Below are 16,606 nucleotides of genomic sequence, written 5' to 3'. Positions count from 1 at the left end.
TGCCCCGCGGGTCGTGCCCTGCCGGGCGTCCCCCTGGGGCGCGCCGGCGCCCCGCGACGCGCGCCGGCCCCCAGCCGTGCCTAACGATGACGCTCGAACGGCAGGTTGCGGACCTCGCCATCCGCCTCATGGAAGTGGAATCCACCAGCGGCAACGAGGGGGGCGTCGTCGCCGTCGCCGAGGGCCTCCTCGCCGGGCGAGGGTGGCACTGCGACCGCATCCCCGTCGCCGAGGGGCGCGACGCCCTGCTCGCCACCTCCGCCGCCGATCCCGTCCTCACGCTCTCGACCCACCTCGACACCGTCCCGCCCTGGATCCCGCCGCGCCTGGACGGCGATACGCTCCACGGGCGGGGCGCCTGCGACGCCAAGGGCATCGCGGCCTCGATGATCCTCGCCGCCGAGCGCCTGCGCGCACGGGGGCTGTCGGTCGCGCTCCTCCTCGTCATCGGTGAGGAAACGACGCACGATGGCGCGCACGCCGCCAATGCGCGCCCGACCACGTCGCGCATCCTCATCAATGGCGAGCCCACCGAGAGCACCCTCGCCGTGGGGACCAAGGGGGCGATGCGCGTCACCGTCCGGACCCACGGGCGCGCGGCGCACTCGGCCTATCCCGAGATGGGGCACTCCGCCACGCGCGAGCTGGTGCAGCTCCTGGCCACGCTCGACGAGGTCCGGTGGCCCGAGGATCCGCTGCTGGGACCAACCACGGTGAACATCGGGAAGCTCGAGGGAGGGGTGGCCGACAACGTCATCGCCCCGCGCGCCGAGGCGCGCCTGATGCTTCGGCTCGTGACGCCCGCGCAGGAGATCTGGCCCCTCCTGCGAGCGTGGGCGGGCGACCGGGCGACTCTCGAGGAAGGGGTGATGGTCCCTCCCGTGCGGCTGGCGACCGTGGAGGGATTCCGGACGAGCGTCGTCGCGTTCGCCACCGACATCCCGGCCCTTACCCAGTGGGGGACTCCCTACCTGTTCGGGCCGGGCTCGGTGCACGTCGCGCACACGGCCGACGAGCACGTCTCGGTGCGCGAACTGGCCGACGCGGTCGCGGCGTACGAGCGCCTTGCCCTCGCCGCGCTGGCGAGGGAAGGGCTCGGTCCTGCCTGAGCGAGCGCTAGTGCAGCCAGACCCAGAGGCCGTAGACGCCGACCGCCAGCCCCCCGATCGCGATGGCGGTCCCGGCGTCGCCACCGATGATCAGCCCGCCCAGGAAGGCGGCGCCTCCAACGATCGCCAACGCCTGGCCACTGCCCGACCGCGCCGCCGCGAGCGCCGCCGGGCGCGGGGCATCGGCCGTCACCTGCAAGCGGACGCCGGCGACGCTGGCGTCACGGCGCGGGGCGCCGGTGGCCTGGGCCGCCGCCGGCGTCGCCGGGCCCTGCGCGGCGGCGGTGAACGGGACGGCGGCCGCGAGGGCCGCGACGATGGCGAGTCGAGTGACGAGCGTGCGGACGGTCATGGCAGTGTCGGGCTGGGGTGATGCGCCGTGGGGCCGGCGCTGGACGGGCGTAAGCTAGGGTGGTGACACCATAAGCGTCCAACGCCGGCGAGCCTCCGGTCCTGCCGGAATCTTTGTGCCGGCGCTGGCGCGAGGCGTGATCCGTGTCACGCCCGTAAAGGGGGGCGGCGAACGGTGTCGCCTCGCCGCCGCGCACCCGAGGACGCCATCGCAATCGCACGCCCGGTTGGGCGAGCCGCGCGCGTGAGGGGCGCCGCGCGTGGGCGGGCTTCCTGCCGGGAGCGGGGCCCGGACGCTGGCGGGGGCGTTTCACCGCGCACTATACTATGCCGCTTCCGACCTCCAGACGCCTGACGAGACGCCTAATGCCGACACCGCCGAAGAAGCTCCGCAAGCAGTACAGCAACAACGACCACCTCAACGTGATCCTGCGCTTCGAGGATGGGCACGAGATCCACGTCCCGAAGGGGTCGACGAAATCGTTCGACTGCTACGAGGGCGAGCGCATCAAGGTCCTGGCCAAGGACGACCCGACCTCGGCGGAGCGAGAGAAGCTCGACACGCTGCGCGCCGAGCAGTTCCCGGACGCGGTGGCGTGATTCGCCGCGCGGCCGGCGCAGCCCTCGCGTCGTTGCTGCTGGCGGCTGGCCGCGCCGACGCGCAGGCGCCGGCCGCCGGCACGCCGCTCCCCGACACGGCGGCGCTGCGGCGTGCCCTGGATGCCCTGGCCGACGCGCACCACGGCGTCGTCGGCTATGCGGTCCGCGACATCGACGCCGGCGCCACGATCTCGCGCCGCGGCGACGAGACCTTCCCCACGGCATCGCTCATCAAGGTCCCGATCCTCGTCACCGTGTACGACCTGGTGGCCAGGGGGATGCTGTCGCTCGACGATCGCCTGACCGTCCTCGGGATCGACAAGGTCCCGGGCTCCGGCACGCTGCAGTTCATGCACGACGGGATCGAGGTCACCGTGCGCGACGCCGCATGGCTCATGACCACGATCAGCGACAACACCGCCACCAACATCCTCCTCGACCGCATCATCATCCGCCGGGTGTGGGACAAGATGGAGGCGCTCGGGCTCGAGCACACCAAGGTCCACTCCAAGACCTTCCTGCGCAGCTCGAGCGTGGCGATGGATTCGTCCGTCAAGTACGGGCTCGGCGTCACCACCCCCAACGAGATGGCGCGCCTCTTCGAGCTGCTGGCGCGCGGCGAGGCGGTCTCGCCGTCCGCCGACTCGGCCATGCTCGATGTCCTCGCGCACAACGAGGACAACGTGCTCCTGCAGCGATACGCCGATGGCGTCCGCGCGGCGCACAAGACGGGGGCCACCGACGCGGTGCGCACCGAGTGCTCGCTGTTCTACCTCACGCGGCGCGTCGTCGCCTGCGTCCTCACCCGGGAGAACGCCGACCAGCGCTGGGTGCTCGACGCGGAGCCGCAGCTCACCATGGCGCGGATGGGCGAGGCGATCGTGCGCGCGTGGGGGACGCCCCCGAGGCGGCCATGATCCGGCTCGCTCCCGACGTCGGCGAGGCGCTCCTCCAGCGGCGCGCGGTGGTCGCCCTGGAAAGCTCCGTCCTCGCCCAGGGACTCCCCATCCCCGCCAATCGCGAGGCCGCCGAGCGCATGACCGCGGCCGTCGCGCGCGCGGGCGCCGTCGCCGCCGTCACCGCCGTCGTCGATGGCGTGCCGACCATCGGCCTCATCCCCGCCGAAGTGGAGCGCTTCCTGGCGCGCGAGGGGATTAGGAAGGTTTCATCCCGGGACCTCGCCCCCGCGATGGCGCAGGGCGCCTGCGGCGCGACCACCGTCGCCGCCACCCTCGCCCTAATCGCCGGCAGCGACGTCCGGGTCTTCGCCACGGGCGGCATCGGCGGCGTGCACCGGGCGCCGCCGTACGACGAGTCGGCCGACCTGGTGGCGTTGGCCCGCACGCCGCGCGTGGTCGTCTGCGCCGGCGCCAAGTCGATCCTCGACCTTCCGGCGACACTCGAGCGGCTGGAGACGCTCGGCGTGCCGGTCGTCGGCTACCGGTGCCGCGAATTCCCGGCCTTCTTCTCCACCTCGAGCGCCCTCCCGGTCTCGACGGTTGCCGAGACGCCGGACGAGGTGGCCGCGATCGAGCGCGCCCATCGTGCGCTCGGACGTCGCGAGGCGCTCCTGGTGGTGCAGCCGTGCCCGGCCGCCGACGCCATTCCCCGCGACGAGGTCGAGCGTGCGCTCGGCGCTGCCTTACGAGAGGGCGAGGCGCAGGGAGTGCGGGGCGGTGCCGTCACGCCCTTCCTGCTGGCCGCCGTCGAGCGGGCCACCGGCGGGCGCTCCCTCCGCGCCAACCTCGCCCTCCTCGAGGCCAACGCGGCGCTGGCCGGTCGCATCGCCGTGGCCCTTGCCGGGGACGCCCCGGCGGCCGTGCCGTCCGGTGCCCCCCATGCGTCATGAGCAGGAGCCGCCTCGGCAGCGCACCTGACGATGCGCTATGTTTCAGGGGCGCGTCAGGCGCCGTCAGTTCACCACGCCGTACGTTCTGCGAACGAGAGTATTGAACCCCACGCGTTCGGAATGGTACAATAGGCCAGCACGCTCGAAGCGGAGGAAGTTCGAGAGATGCCGACTCCATTCCTGAGTTCCGAGGAGTACGATGAGCGCGCCCACCAGCTCTACAACGATGGGCAGTACGACCAGGCGCTCGATGTGCTGCGCGAGGGGCTCGCGCTCTATCCGCACGCGGTAGAGCTCCACGTCGGCGTCGGCTACGCGCGCCTGGCCCGTGAGGAGTACGCGTGGGCGCGGCGCAGCTTCGAGGAGGCACTCGTCCTCGACCCCGAGCACGAGGATGCGCTCGCCGGGCTCGGCGAGGTGCTGCTCAAGCTGGGCCTCGTGGACGCCGCCCGGAAGGCCTTCCACACCACCCTCGCGTTAGGCTACGAGGACGACCTGGAGCTCATGCTCCAGATCGGCCGCGCCCTCTTCCGCGAGGGGTTCGTCGACGACGCCAGGGAGTACTTCGAGGTCGCGGTCCGCCAGGCCCCCGACTCGGCCGAGAGCGTGGCGCTGGTGGGATACTGCCAGCACCGCCTCGGTGACGACGACGGCGCCATCGCCACGCTGCGGCGTGCCCTGCAGCTCGATTCCGGGCACGTCGAGGCCCGCATCTACCTGGGCAACATCCTGTACGACCGCGGCGAGTACGAGGCGGCCCTCTATCACCTCGATCGCTCCAAGCCCGAGGATCACTGGGACGAGCTCGGCATCTGGCGGCTGATGGAGCTCAAGCGCACCGTCCACCGCCTCCCCGACGACGACCCGGAGCTCCGCAAGTGGGAGGAGCGGCTGGTCGAACTGGCGGGCGAGCCCGACGACATCGACGAGATGCTCGCCGAGATCGAGCAGCGCGCGATGGAGCAGGAGCACCACGAGGTCAAGCACCAGCTCGAGCTCTTCGGCAGCATGCTCACCGGGCTCGTGGATCAGAAGACCGAGCAGCGCACGCACCGCGTGATGACGCGCGACGGGCGGGCCTTCCACGGCAGCTGGGAGGACATCGTCCGCCAGATGCGCGATGGGAGCGCCGCGTTCACCGGCCGGTCGGTGCAGGACTTCATGCTCAACGAGGCGCGGCGCGGCTTCTCGCTCACGGGGATCGTGATTCCCACCGGCGATGCCGAGAGCTTCATTCGCGGCAGCGCCGACGCCGGGCTCCTGCGGATCATTCCGTAAGTCCACCGCCACCCCTCGCGACGATGCCAACGGATGGCCAACGCGCCGCGCGGGCCGCGTTCGACGCGGCCCGCGCGCCGTTTGATCGCCTGACACGGGCGACCGACCCACGCGAGCTCGCCACCGCCCTCGTTGCGGTGTGGACCGAGACCGAGCGTGCCCTGCGCGCCCTCGCCGGCACCACCGCCCTCGGCGGTGTCGCCGTGGTGCGCGAGCTCCGCCAGCGCAACCTGCTGGCCCTCGACGACGCCCATGCCTTCGTCGACCTGCACGCCGCCGCCGAGCGCGCGCTCGGCGACGGGTACGCCCCCACCAGCGCCGACGTCGACGCCGCGCGGGCCGCGTTCGATCGCATGGCGCAGGTGCTGTCGCGTGACATGGGGAGCGGCGCGTCCGGCGACGTGCGCTTCACCGGCCCGGTGGCCACCTCGCCCGCCGCGCCATCCGAGTCGCTTCCGCCCCCGCCCCCGCCCCCGCTCCCGGCCTCCGCCAGGAGCAATACGTTCGCCATCGCGGTCGTCGCCCTCGTCGCCCTCGCGGTGGTGGGCGCCGGGGCGTACTACGCGCTCGCCTTCTCGCGCGAGTCGTCGGCGCTGCGCGACGGGCGCGCGGCCTATGCCGCCGGAGACCGCCTCACGGCGCGCAACGCTTTTGCCGCGGCCACGCGCGACGCCCCCGGGCTGGCGGAGCCGCACCTCTTCCTGGGGCGCATGGCCCGCGAGGACGGCGACGTCCGCACGGCCAGCGCCGAGCTGCGACGCGCCGTCGAGCTCGAGCCGGAGAACTACCTCACCCACCGCGAGCTCGCCGCCTTCCTCCTCGCCACCGGCCAGCCCGAGCTCGCCCGCTCGTTCTACCAGCGCGCCATCGAGCTGAACCCGTCCGACAAGGTCTCCCTGGGCTACATGGCGTGCACCCTGCTGCGGCTGGGGCGCGGCGACCTGGCCGTGCGCTTCTTCGAGCGCGCCGGCCCCGGCGCCTGGCAGGCCTGCCAGGCCGCCCCACCGCCAGGCGCAATGACTCCGCCAGCGGCACCGCGCTGACGACGGGCCCTGCCCGTCGCCGCCGCGCCTCGCCCCTCCACGCCCTTCCCCGCATGATCCGCTCGCTCGACCCCGGACGGGTGCATCGCGCCGTCCTCGCCAACGGCCTCACCGTCCTCATCCACGAGGACCACTCGGCTCCGGTGGCGGCCGTGGTGACCTACGTGAAGGCCGGCTACTTCGACGAGACGGACGACGTCGTCGGCATCGCCCACGTCCTCGAGCACATGTACTTCAAGGGGACGCCGACGCGGGGCGTGGGCGAGATCGCCCGGCAGACCAAGGCGAGTGGTGGCTACCTCAACGCCGCCACCATCTACGACCACACCTCGTACTACGCCGTCCTCCCCATCGAGGGCTTCGACGCCGGGCTCGCCATCCAGGCCGATGCGTACGCCCACTCGCTCGTCGACGCCGACGAGCTCCGCCGCGAGCTGGAGGTCATCATCGAGGAGGCCAGGCGCAAGGAGGACAATCCCGGGGCGGTGACGACCGAGACGCTGTACGAGCTCCTCCACGACCGCCATCGCATCCGGCGCTGGCGCATCGGGCGCGAGGCGCCGCTGCGCGCCCTGCGACGCGACCAGCTCCTCGCGTTCTACCACCACTTCTATCGCCCGTCCAACACGATCCTCGTGGTGTCGGGCGACGTGCACCCCGACTCGCTCCTTCCGCGCATCACCGAGTTGTACGGCGCGCTCCCTGACGGCGCGGTCGCGCGGAGCCGCGGTGCCGACGAGATCGCCCCGCCCGGGCGCCGCTTCCGCGAGCTGTCCGGCGATGTCGCCGAGAGCCAGTGTGCCCTCGGGTGGCGCACCCCCGGGACGCGTCACGACGACACCCCGCTCCTCGACCTCGCCGCGGCCGTCCTGGCGAGCGGGCGTGCGTCGCGCCTGTACCGCGCGGTACGGGAGCGTCGCCTGGCCTCCAGCGTCGCGGCGTACAACTACACGCCCACCGAGCTGGGCGTCTTCGTGCTGCACGCGGCCGGTCCCGCCGAGCGCGCGGCGGAGGCGGCGCGCGCGATGTGGGGCGAGCTGCGGGCCCTGCGCGACGACGGCGTGCGGCCGACCGACCTGCTCCGCGCCCAGCGGCTGTTCGAGTCGCGCTGGCTCCGGCGCCTCGAGACCATGGAAGGGCAGGCCAACCATCTCGCCGAGTGGGAGGCGTTAGGCAATTGGGCGTGGGGCGACGCCTACGCGGCGCGCATGCTGGAGGCCACGCCCGACGAGGTGTCGCACGCCGTGCACCGCCACCTCGACCCTGGCCAGGCCTCGCTCCTGGTCTATCGCCCCGCCTCGGCCCCCGGCTTCGCCCGCGATGCCGATGCCGCCTTCGCCGCCCTGGATGCGGCCCCGCCGTCGACGCTCCCCGGCGTCCCCCTCCCCGAGGAACCCGTCGCCCCGCCGCACGTCGTCACGGCCCCCGTCCCCGAGCAGGTGCACGGGGCCGTCTCCGTCTTCCGCACGAGGTACGGCGTCCCGATTCTCGTCAGGCGCAAGCCGGGGGCGAGCGTCGTGCACCTCGGGATGTACGCCCTCGGCGGCGCCATGCGCGAGGATGCGGCGGGCGCCGGCATCGCCACGCTGGCGTCGCGGACGACGCTCAAGGGGACGTCCCGGCGCGACGCCGAGGCGATCGCGCTCGAGACCGAGCTGCTCGGGGGGAGTATCTCCCCCACGGTCACCAGCGACGGGACCGGCTGGACGCTGTCGGTCACGCCGCCGCGGCTCGCGGCCGGGATCGCCCTCCTCGCCGACGTCGTCCTCTCGCCGGCCTTCCCCCTCGCCGCCTTCGAGACGGAACGGGCCATCGCCCTCTCGCAGCTCGCGCAATTGCGCGACGACATGATGCGCTACCCCGTCCGCCTCGCGAACGAGGCGGCCTTCGGCGCGCATCCGTACGGCCGCGGCACCATGGGAAGCGAGGCGTCGATCCGCGCCCTCACGGTGGACGACGCCCTCGCCTGGCACGACGCGCAGGTGCGCACGTCACCGTGCGTCCTGGCGGTGGTCGGCGACGTGGAGCCGGCCGAGGTGGCGCGACTGCTCGCCACCGCCTTCGACGCCCTGGCCTTTCACGGCGGCGAGCCGTTCGCGACCCCGGCGTGGCCCGGTCGCGTGGTCCAGCGCGTCGAGAGTCGCGACAAGGCACAGACCGGGCTGGCGCTGGCCTTTCCCGCCCCCCCCCGCCCCGACGAGGCCCGCATCGCGGCACACCTCACGGCGGGGGTCGCGAGCGGGCTGGGCGGGCGCTTCTTCGACGAGCTGCGGGACCGGCAGTCGCTCTGCTACACGGTGCACGCCACCGCCAGCGATCGCCTCGCCGCGGGCATGTTCCTGGCGTACATCGGCACCTCGCCGGACAAGGAAGCGGCCGCGCGCGAGGGGCTCCTGCGCGAGTTCGCCCGCCTGTGCGAGGCGCCGGTGAGCGACCAGGAGCTGGCGCGGGCCCGCACCTATGCGTTAGGCACCCATGCCATCGCGCAGCAGTCCGGCGGGAACGTCCTCGCCGAGCTGGTCGACGCGTGGCTGTACGGTGCCGGCCTCGAGGAGATCGACCGCTTCGCCGATCGCCTGCGCGCCGTCACGCCGGCGTCGATGCGCGAGCTGGCACGCCGCTACTTCGATCCCGACCGGCGGGTCGAGGGGATCGTGCGGGGGAGGGGGTGAGCGGCGCGGCGGCGAGCGTCGATGGCAGCGCCTGCCGAACCTCCTCCTCGCACCCTAGCGCGACGAGCTCGCCGGATATCCCAGGGCGTCGTTGAGCCACCGGACCAGCGGGCGCATCGCCACGAAGTCCCGCTCCACCCGGCGCGGAAGCTCGGCCGACAGCACCTCGTCGTCGTCCACCGGTGCCGACAGCGTGAACGATACGTGCCGCAACAGGTCGCCATGGCGATGGTCGGCCGGGTAGCCGCGCGGACTCCGCGTGAGCTTCCCCTCGCGGCTCAGCTCCCCGAACCGCGCCGAAAGCGCCCGGGCGCGCAGCAGGCGCGCCAGCTCGCCGCCCCGCTCGGCGATCCGGTCCCGGATGGCCCCGAGCGCCGGGCGCGACGGCATCCAGATGCCGCCAGCCACAATGGAGGCGCGGGGCTCCAGGTGGAAGTAGTACCCGGCGCCCGCCCCATGGGTCTCCGTCCCCACGCCGTGCGACGCGCGCCGGTGCGGGAACCAGCACGCCAGGTGCGTCTTGTACGGCGACTTGTCCTTCGAGAATCGCGTGTCGCGGTAGATGCGGAAGATCGAGCGCTTCGGGCTCCCATGGATCTCGGGGACGGCGCGGGCGAGCCGCACGTCCATCTCCTCGACGAACAGCTGCATCGGGCGCAGGAGCAACGCGTCGAACTGCGCCTTGCGCGCCTTGAACCACTCGCGGTCGTTGTTCCGCTTCAGCTGGCGCAGGAACGCCAGCGCCTCGGGGGTGAATCCCGGAAAGATCGTCATCGTCCCTCGCTCGACTCGGCCAGCGCCTCGCGGGCGCGGGCCACGCTCGCCACCACCGGGCGCAGGCGCCCCCCGGGGTCGCGGAGCCCCACCAGCGCCTCGTAGTCGCCCGCGCCGTCCACGATCACGGTGCGCACCCGGGGCTGGCTGGTGGCCCAGGCCAGCACCCCCCAGATGGCCCGCGCCTGGTTCCGCTCGCCGAACGTGCGAGGGTAGGCGCGGGCCGAGAAGATCCACTGCTCCTTTGGGGTCCCCCGCATCCAGCGTTCCGCCAGCCGCATGCGCGCGGAAAGCGAGGCCCCGCCGCCGAACGACGGGGCGAGCGAGAACCCCAGCAGGTCGATCCCCGGCTGCCGCGCCCCCCAGGCGTACAGCGCCGAGTCGCTCGGGGAGAAGGTCGACGCCGCGAGGGCGACGCGGGTGCGCGGGCGCAGGCGATGCGCCAGCGCCGCCGACTGCGCCAGGTAGTCGTGCCACCACGCCGCCGGCACACCGCCCAGCATCCGGGCCCCGGCATCACTCGGGTCGAGCGCCGGGACCAGGACGTCGGGGCGCACGCGGCGCACCACCTGGTCCACCATCGCCAGGCGGCGCCGGAGGTGGGCGGCAGGATCGGCGTGGAAGGCGCTCGCCTCATCGCTCCCGTATCCGAGCGCGACCACCAGCAGCACGGAGTCGCGCCGGATGTCGGCCAGCGACGCCGCCAGCGAGTCGAGCGCCATCGCCCCGACTCCCTTCGGGAGCACCGTCACGCTCACGACTCGCATGCCGAGCGTGTCCGCCAGCGCCAGGTCGCGGGCCAACGGCAGGGGAGGGGGCGCACCGTCGAGCGCGGGAAAGACGTGCAACCCCAGGACGAAGTCGCCGCGCGGCCGCTCCTGCAGGCGCTCGCCCCCAAAGACCGAGAACGACTCGCTGGCGTACACCGCGCGCGGGAACTCGATCACGGTGAGCGTGGCCATGACGGCGGCGACGACCGCCAGCGCGGCCCGTACCGCGCTCCCCACCCGCCAGCGGGCCGGGAAGGCCGGCGCCAGGAGCGGAAGGAGGATGAGCCACGGCGATGACAGCGCCTCGCGCCCGAACACGAAGCCCATCGCCCCCGATTGCGCCACCGCCGCCGCCACCAGCGGCGCCGGGAGGTCGGCCACCCAGCCGCTCGCGTAACGCGCCACCGCCGCGGCAAACAGGGTGACGTTGAAGAGGAAGATCGGGAGCCCGAAGAAGAGCGTCGCGTGGTGCCGGATGATCGCGTACCCGCTCTGGGCCACGAAGAAGAGGAGGACCGCGGGCCACACCCAGGCCACGAGGTAGATCGCCCGCCCCGTCAGCACCGTGCTCGAGGCGACGACGATCAGCGCCCCCGGAACGATGAATAGCGCACAGATCGAGGTCAGCGCCAGGAAGAGGCGCGACTGGCGTCGCGCGCGGGCAATCTGGGACGCCAGCACGACGTCCCACAGCAGCACCGCCACCGAGACGCCGAGGTATCCGGGAATGAGCCACTCGCGAGGGAGCGCCATGCGTCAAATCTCCCACGTTGGCGCCTCCACGAGCAACAGGGAGCGCCTCGCGCCGTCGCCCGGCTCCACGTTGCGCGTTGCGCATGGCGGATGGCGCGTTGCGGATGGCGCGTTGCGGATGGCGCGTGGCGCGTGGCGCGTGGCGCGTTGCGGATGGCGCGTTGCGTATGCCGCATCCCCATCCCGCCGCACGCCGCCACCCGCGGTCGCGCTCCCATCCCCGCCTCCACACGGACGGGTTACCTTCTCGGCATGAAACGGCGGGTGCTCCTCTACGTCCCCAGCGTGATCTCGCTCACTCGCCTGGCCATGGCGGCGGCCTTCGTCGTGTTCCCAGCCCCCGAGACGCGCGTGATCCTCATCCTCGCCGCCTCGCTCACCGACTTCTTCGACGGCTGGTTGGCACGGCGCGCCGGGCTCACCACCAAGTGGGGGGCGCTCATCGATCCCATCGCCGATCGCATGTTCGTCTTCACCGCCGTCTGCATCTTCCTGTTCGAGGGATCGATCGGCACGGCACAGTACTTCATGCTCATCTCGCGCGACGTCATGACGGCCATCGGCTTCCTGGTGGCGCGCATCGTCCCCTGGCTGCGCCCGGTCACCTTCCGCGCCCGCCTGTCGGGAAAGATCGTCACCACGTTGCAGCTGCTGGCCCTCCTCGCCCTCCTCATGCAGCCGCACCGCGCCGGCACCCTCATCAACCTCGTCGGCATCACCTCCGCCTGGGCGATCGTCGACTACACGCTCATGCTCTGGCGGGAGCGCGAGCGCGGGGCCGCGTGAACGCTCCTCGTCCACGGCGGAGGCGCTGGGACCGCCTCGCGGTGGCCCTGGCCTGGCTCGCCGTCGCTCCCCTCGCCGCCCCGGCGCAGCGCCCCGCCGGACGACAGTTCGAGGGGCGCCTCGACGCCATCCTCGCCAGCACCCCGTCGATGCAGGGCGGCGTCGCCGTGAATGTCCCGGCGGGTCTCTACGTGCGCCTGGGCGCGGCCGTGGCTGGCGGGGTCGCGCACCGCGACGGCGCATCGCGCACCGCCGCCCGCGGCGACCTCTTCGCCCGCTTCCTCCTCGACCCGTTTCGCGAGTCCCCGTGGGGGGTGTACGGCGTGGGCGGGCTGAGCGCGATGTACGACGGCTTCGAGGAGTGGCGCCCACGCGTCATGGCCGGCGTGGGGGTCGAGGGGGGGCCACGGCACGGGCGCGCCTGGGGGGGCGAGCTCGCCCTCGGTGGAGGGGTTCGACTCACCCTCTTCGTTCGCGGGGCACGAACGACGGGACGGTAGGGAAAGCAAAGACCCCCTCGTCGGAGAGGGGGCCGGGTGAACTACGCCGCGGTGATCGCTTCGTTGTTCTTGCTCTGCTTGGGCGGCTGCACGAACCGCTCACCAAGCAACCGCATCTGCTTCAACTGATCGGCCGACAGCTCGTGATATCGATCGGCCAGGTATTTCATCGTTTCGTCGAACCACTCGAGTTGATGCTCGGGCTCGGCGCCAATGACGCCGCATCGCATGATGTGCTGGAACAGCTCGTCGCGCGCCTCGTCGAACGGGGTCGGGAGCGCAGGGGTGGTGTGACGACGGACGGTTTTTTTCGCCATGTCCTCGGGTTGTAGGTTGAGTACAGGACCGAAAGCTAACCTCTCAGTCGCGTCCGCCCAAGCTACGCGCGCCTCGAACGGAACGTTCCGGCCCCTGCAACGATGGCGATTCCCCTGCTAGGAAGCCGCAAATGAGCTCCACGAGCTCCCCCGGCGCCTCCTCGGGGACCAGACGCCCCACCTCGTCGACGTGCTCGTATTTCCCGTTCGGGAGCCCCTCCACGTACCCCTCCGCGACTCCCTTGGTGCACCAGCGGTCCCGGGTCCCGCGCACCACGAGCGTCGGTGTCTTCACGTCCGACAGCTCCATGTCGTCGACCTGGTCCTCCTCGAGCGACCCCGCCAGGGCCAGCAGGTGATTGGCCCCGTCACGCCCGAGATACGGCGCCAGGTAGCGCCCCACCAGGACGCTCGGCATGTGGCGCCCCGAGGCCACCGAGGCCTCCAGGAACGGCGTCAGGAGCGATGAGGCGCCGAACAGTCCGCGCGAGAGGCGGAATGCGTAGCGCGCGGTTTCGCGCTGCAGGTCGCGTATCTCGGCGCCGGGGAGGTCGTCGAGCGGTGGCGGTCCCACCAGTAGCACTCGCTCCACACGGTCGCGCCGCTCGGCGGCCAGCCGAAGCGCCACGATCCCTCCGACGTCCATCCCCACGACGGTGACTCTCGGGAGCTGAAGCGCCGTCAGCGCGCGGTCCAGATAGTCGGCCTGCGCGCGAAGGCCGAAGTCGGCGTCGAACGGGCGGTCCGACTCTCCGTAGCCGAACAGGTCCACCGCGAAGGCGCTGCACTGTCGCACGGCGAGCATCGGGCCCACCTCGCGCCACAGGAACGACGAGGTACCGAATCCATGCACGAGGACGACCGGCGTCCCACCGTATCCGAACCGGTCGACGTGCATCGCCCCCGGCCCCACGGGGACGCGGAACATGTCGGGGTCGGTGGGGACTTTCACGCTTCGCTGGGAGGCTCGGGGACGGGGCGCGCGATGGGAGCAGGGGTGCGGCGGGCGCGGGAAATGTAAGCGCCGAAGGGCTCCTTGTCGGGGCGCCCTACTCCCTCCGCTCCGTCTCGCATCCTAGAATTCACCGCTTACCCCATCCCGGTCGGTTCGGGGGCGTGCGACGGTCTGCTGCCCGCCTGGGCCGAGCCGTTAGGGCACTGGGGCCACGGCAACGACAGAGGAGACATGGCCAAGCAATCCAGGGACGCCGGAAAGGGACGCCCATCGAACGTGGTGAAGAAGAGTGCCAAGGGGAACCAGAAGGGCTTCTACGCCATGCTGGGACTGGTGGCAGCGGTTCTGGGGATCTTCATCATCTATCAGGTGACGAAGCCGAAGACCTCGCCCGAGAGCACGAAGGTCGACCCGTCGATCCCGCTCCCCAAGGCCGAGGGGTACCTCCTGGGGAAGGAGGACGCGCCGGTGCAGGTGCTCGAGTTCGCCGACTTCGAGTGCCCCGCCTGCGGCCAGTTCTACGTCCTGACCGAGCCGGACGTCCGCACCCGCCTCATCGAGACCGGTGAGATCAGCTACCGCTTCCTCGACTACCCGCTCCCCGGCCACCGCAACACCTGGGCGGCCTCACACGCCGCCGCGTGCGCCAACGAGCAAGGGAAGTTCTGGGAGATGCACGACCGCATCTTCATGGGGCAGGATCAGTGGAACGGCGAGGCCACCTCGCGTCCGAAGTCGGTCTTCAAGGACTACGCGAAGGCGATCGGACTGGACGTCGACAAGTGGGAGCAGTGCTTCGACGAACAGCGCTACCTGCGGAACATCCAGGCGAACCGTGCCGAGGCCGAGCGCCGCATGGTCGGCTCGACGCCGACGTTCATCATCGGGTCGCGCATGGTTCCGGGGAGCATCTCGTTCGACAAGTTCAAGGCGTACGTCGACAGCGCCAAGGCCGAGGCTGTGGCGGCGCCGGCCGCGCCCCCGACCGATAGCGCCGCGAAGCAGTAGCCGGTCGACATCGCCGGCTCGTCCCGCGTGCCGCCTCCCCCAGCGGGAGGCGGCACGCGCCGCTCCGGCGGTCACGCACGCTCGGCGAAGCGGCGCTTGAGGTCGAGCTTCTCCATCGTGGGGCGTGCGTCGGGGCGCTGGTACACGGCCTCGCGCAGCCACGCCAGCTCCGCGTCGCGCTCCGCCTCTGGGACGTCGCGCCACCAGGCGACCTGCTTGGGGTTCCATCGGTAGCCGCGCCCCTTGAGGAATTCGTTCCGCTCCCGCGGCGCGCCGGTGGCCTGGATGTGCCACATGGGACGGCGCGCACTCTCGAGGAGGAGGCGCATGGGGAGGTCGCCGTTGGCGAAGGGGGTCGCGAGCAGGTGGATCCCCGCGAAGCAGTCCTCGTCGGCGCGGTGCGCCTCGTAGAAGACGCGGGCGTGCTTGTACAGCAGGAATTCGAGCTTCGACGAGTCGAAGCCGTAGGCCCCCCAGGGAACGTCGGCCATCGAGCAGGCCCAGTACCGGTCGGCGAACTCGGGAAGGCGCCGCTCCAGGAAGTTGCGGTCGAAGGCGGCGTTGTGCGCCACCACCAGCACCGCGCTGCCTAACGCGGCACGGATCGCCCCCTCGTCCAGGCGATGCCCTGCCACCATCTCGTCGGTGATCCCCGTCTTCTCGACGACGAACGGCGGGATCGGGCGCCCCGGATCCTCGTAGCACGTGATGGCCGGGAGGACCCGGTGAATGCGCCCGCTCGACGGGTCGAACTCGAACGGGACGCCGCAGAACTGGATGATGGCGTCCTGCCGCGATTCGAGCCCCGTCGTCTCCACGTCCACGAAGAGGGCGAGCCGTACCGCGTCGCCGTCGTCCGCGTGGTACCGCTCCGGGTGAGGGATGCGCCGCAGGACGAGGTAATCCGGATGCCCCTCGAGGAGCGTGGCCGCCGCCTCGGCGGCCTCTCGGTCGGCGGTCATGGCAGGTGGGCGCAGGAGTTGGCGCAGGAGTTGGCGCAGGAGTGGGCGGCGTGCATCGAGGCCAATCTACCGCACGCGCCGACACCGGAGAGGCGGGCCGACCCCAAGCGAGCGCGGGCGTCAGGGAACCCCCGAGCGCGAGGGGGGAGAAACCCACGTTGCACTCTCTGGGGCAAATGCTGACTGTGGTAGCAGCATTTCCCCACACTCGTGCGACCGGAGAACGACATGCCCGTGACCTTCACTCCCATCAGCAACGACGTCCTGTCTGGAGTCCGCCAGGGTGACGAACGCGCGCTCGAACGCCTGTTTCGTGAGCACTACGACGCTCTGATCGAGGAAGCCAAGGCCGACCTCGACGATGCCACCTTCGCCCCCCGGATCGTCGAGACCGCGACCCTTCGCGCGTGGGAGAAGCGTACCGAGTTCCAGACGCCGCAGGCCCTCGAGAGCTTCCTGCGCGACGCGGTGCACGAGGGGGCAGTGCGAGAGAAGTCGCGCCGGGCCGCGCTCCACCGATTCGAGGGACACGAAGGGGTGCACCACACGCGCGCCAACGGCCATGCCACGGTCACCGTCGACGAGGCGTGGGCACGCATCACCAACGCCCTGCACGCCCCCCCGCCCGACACCGCCAAGGCGGCGAGGGCCAAGGCCGACTTGTCGCGCCACGCTGCCGCCGAGCACATGTCGGTGGTGGGCAGGCGGCGCGCGCCGTGGATGACCGCGCTGTACCTCGTCGGCGCCGTTGCCGTGGTCGCGGGGATCCTCTACGGTCTATTCCGCGAGACGCCGGAGGGGAAGCTGTCCCGCTACCTCAAGCGTGACGAATCGAGCGAGGTCATCTCCAAGTTCGCGCAGGTCGGGTCGATCACGCTC

General features: G+C 71.9%; 16 protein-coding genes and 1 pseudogene. 11 read left to right on the top strand and 6 right to left on the bottom strand.

What is annotated here, in order from left to right; all coding sequences use genetic code 11:
- Positions 1 to 86 precede the first annotated feature (86 nt).
- On the top strand, positions 87 to 1,109 hold the full coding sequence (locus ABS52_15255; GenBank protein ODT02081.1) for a hypothetical protein: 1,023 nt from the start codon (positions 87 to 89) through the stop codon (positions 1,107 to 1,109).
- 7 nt (positions 1,110 to 1,116) lie between these two features.
- Here the strand turns inward: ABS52_15255 and ABS52_15250 are convergent, their stop codons facing one another.
- The gene (locus ABS52_15250) at positions 1,117 to 1,461 is read right to left on the bottom strand and encodes a hypothetical protein (GenBank protein ID ODT02080.1); all 345 of its coding nucleotides are present in this window, start codon (positions 1,459 to 1,461) and stop codon (positions 1,117 to 1,119) included.
- A gap of 365 nt (positions 1,462 to 1,826) precedes the next feature.
- On the opposite strand from ABS52_15250, the gene ABS52_15245 reads away from it, so the two are divergent.
- From ABS52_15245 to ABS52_15220, 6 genes are all read left to right on the top strand, one after another.
- Complete coding sequence (locus ABS52_15245) at positions 1,827 to 2,060, top strand: hypothetical protein (GenBank protein ID ODT02079.1); 234 nt, start codon at positions 1,827 to 1,829, stop codon at positions 2,058 to 2,060.
- Positions 2,057 to 2,977, top strand: a complete 921-nt coding sequence (locus ABS52_15240; protein ODT02078.1) for a hypothetical protein — start codon at positions 2,057 to 2,059, stop codon at positions 2,975 to 2,977. Before ABS52_15245 ends, ABS52_15240 begins: the two co-directional genes overlap by 4 nt.
- The gene (locus tag ABS52_15235) at positions 2,974 to 3,909 is read left to right on the top strand and encodes a hypothetical protein (protein ODT02111.1); all 936 of its coding nucleotides are present in this window, start codon (positions 2,974 to 2,976) and stop codon (positions 3,907 to 3,909) included. Before ABS52_15240 ends, ABS52_15235 begins: the two co-directional genes overlap by 4 nt.
- Positions 3,910 to 4,074: 165 nt before the next feature.
- Positions 4,075 to 5,187 carry a hypothetical protein gene (locus ABS52_15230; GenBank protein ID ODT02077.1) on the top strand — a complete coding sequence of 371 codons (1,113 nt, stop codon included), beginning with the start codon at positions 4,075 to 4,077 and terminating at the stop codon, positions 5,185 to 5,187.
- 23 nt (positions 5,188 to 5,210) lie between these two features.
- A complete protein-coding gene (locus tag ABS52_15225) occupies positions 5,211 to 6,230 on the top strand; it encodes a hypothetical protein (protein ODT02076.1) in 1,020 nt (339 codons plus the stop codon).
- Positions 6,231 to 6,283: 53 nt separating this feature from the next.
- A complete protein-coding gene (locus tag ABS52_15220; protein ID ODT02075.1) occupies positions 6,284 to 8,902 on the top strand; it encodes a hypothetical protein in 2,619 nt (872 codons plus the stop codon).
- Between the two features lie 54 nt (positions 8,903 to 8,956).
- On the opposite strand, the gene ABS52_15215 is transcribed toward ABS52_15220, so the two are convergent.
- The gene (locus tag ABS52_15215) at positions 8,957 to 9,676 is read right to left on the bottom strand and encodes a hypothetical protein (GenBank protein ODT02074.1); all 720 of its coding nucleotides are present in this window, start codon (positions 9,674 to 9,676) and stop codon (positions 8,957 to 8,959) included.
- A complete protein-coding gene (locus tag ABS52_15210) occupies positions 9,673 to 11,199 on the bottom strand; it encodes a hypothetical protein (GenBank protein ODT02073.1) in 1,527 nt (508 codons plus the stop codon). Before ABS52_15210 ends, ABS52_15215 begins: the two co-directional genes overlap by 4 nt.
- A gap of 252 nt (positions 11,200 to 11,451) precedes the next feature.
- Here ABS52_15210 and ABS52_15205 point away from each other — a divergent pair, with 252 nt between their 5' ends.
- Together ABS52_15205 and ABS52_15200 are read left to right on the top strand one after the other, a co-directional pair.
- The gene (locus tag ABS52_15205; GenBank protein ODT02072.1) at positions 11,452 to 11,985 is read left to right on the top strand and encodes a hypothetical protein; all 534 of its coding nucleotides are present in this window, start codon (positions 11,452 to 11,454) and stop codon (positions 11,983 to 11,985) included.
- A 41-nt stretch (positions 11,986 to 12,026) separates the two neighbouring features.
- A complete protein-coding gene (locus tag ABS52_15200) occupies positions 12,027 to 12,485 on the top strand; it encodes a hypothetical protein (protein ID ODT02071.1) in 459 nt (152 codons plus the stop codon).
- A 41-nt stretch (positions 12,486 to 12,526) separates the two neighbouring features.
- Here the strand turns inward: ABS52_15200 and ABS52_15195 are convergent, their stop codons facing one another.
- The gene (locus ABS52_15195; protein ID ODT02070.1) at positions 12,527 to 12,802 is read right to left on the bottom strand and encodes a hypothetical protein; all 276 of its coding nucleotides are present in this window, start codon (positions 12,800 to 12,802) and stop codon (positions 12,527 to 12,529) included.
- A gap of 43 nt (positions 12,803 to 12,845) precedes the next feature.
- Positions 12,846 to 13,730, bottom strand: coding sequence for a hypothetical protein (locus ABS52_15190; protein ODT02069.1), 885 nt, complete (start codon positions 13,728 to 13,730; stop codon positions 12,846 to 12,848).
- Between the two features lie 303 nt (positions 13,731 to 14,033).
- Between ABS52_15190 and ABS52_15185 the strand changes: the two genes are divergently transcribed.
- Entirely contained in the window at positions 14,034 to 14,765 is a 732-nt protein-coding gene (locus ABS52_15185; GenBank protein ODT02068.1) for a hypothetical protein, read from the top strand.
- A gap of 71 nt (positions 14,766 to 14,836) precedes the next feature.
- Here the strand turns inward: ABS52_15185 and ABS52_15180 are convergent, their stop codons facing one another.
- Positions 14,837 to 15,727, bottom strand: a complete 891-nt coding sequence (locus ABS52_15180; GenBank protein ODT02067.1) for a hypothetical protein — start codon at positions 15,725 to 15,727, stop codon at positions 14,837 to 14,839.
- A 228-nt stretch (positions 15,728 to 15,955) separates the two neighbouring features.
- On the opposite strand from ABS52_15180, the pseudogene ABS52_15175 reads away from it, so the two are divergent.
- Positions 15,956 to 16,606: pseudogene (locus ABS52_15175) on the top strand (hypothetical protein).

It is taken from the genome of Gemmatimonadetes bacterium SCN 70-22, assembly GCA_001724275.1.
GTDB lineage: Bacteria > Gemmatimonadota > Gemmatimonadetes > Gemmatimonadales > Gemmatimonadaceae > SCN-70-22.
The sequence above is the reverse complement of the archived record's forward strand: the minus strand, read 5'-3'. Positions and strand labels throughout refer to the sequence as shown.

Coding starts and splice junctions, on each gene's coding strand:
- ABS52_15255 (ODT02081.1), top strand. CDS start 87: ATGACGCTCGAACGGCAGGTTGCGGACCTCGCCATCCGCCTCATGGAA.
- ABS52_15250 (ODT02080.1), bottom strand. CDS start 1,461: ATGACCGTCCGCACGCTCGTCACTCGACTCGCCATCGTCGCGGCCCTC.
- ABS52_15245 (ODT02079.1), top strand. CDS start 1,827: ATGCCGACACCGCCGAAGAAGCTCCGCAAGCAGTACAGCAACAACGAC.
- ABS52_15235 (ODT02111.1), top strand. CDS start 2,974: ATGATCCGGCTCGCTCCCGACGTCGGCGAGGCGCTCCTCCAGCGGCGC.
- ABS52_15230 (ODT02077.1), top strand. CDS start 4,075: ATGCCGACTCCATTCCTGAGTTCCGAGGAGTACGATGAGCGCGCCCAC.
- ABS52_15225 (ODT02076.1), top strand. CDS start 5,211: ATGCCAACGGATGGCCAACGCGCCGCGCGGGCCGCGTTCGACGCGGCC.
- ABS52_15220 (ODT02075.1), top strand. CDS start 6,284: ATGATCCGCTCGCTCGACCCCGGACGGGTGCATCGCGCCGTCCTCGCC.
- ABS52_15215 (ODT02074.1), bottom strand. CDS start 9,676: ATGACGATCTTTCCGGGATTCACCCCCGAGGCGCTGGCGTTCCTGCGC.
- ABS52_15210 (ODT02073.1), bottom strand. CDS start 11,199: ATGGCGCTCCCTCGCGAGTGGCTCATTCCCGGATACCTCGGCGTCTCG.
- ABS52_15205 (ODT02072.1), top strand. CDS start 11,452: ATGAAACGGCGGGTGCTCCTCTACGTCCCCAGCGTGATCTCGCTCACT.
- ABS52_15195 (ODT02070.1), bottom strand. CDS start 12,802: ATGGCGAAAAAAACCGTCCGTCGTCACACCACCCCTGCGCTCCCGACC.
- ABS52_15190 (ODT02069.1), bottom strand. CDS start 13,730: ATGTTCCGCGTCCCCGTGGGGCCGGGGGCGATGCACGTCGACCGGTTC.
- ABS52_15180 (ODT02067.1), bottom strand. CDS start 15,727: ATGACCGCCGACCGAGAGGCCGCCGAGGCGGCGGCCACGCTCCTCGAG.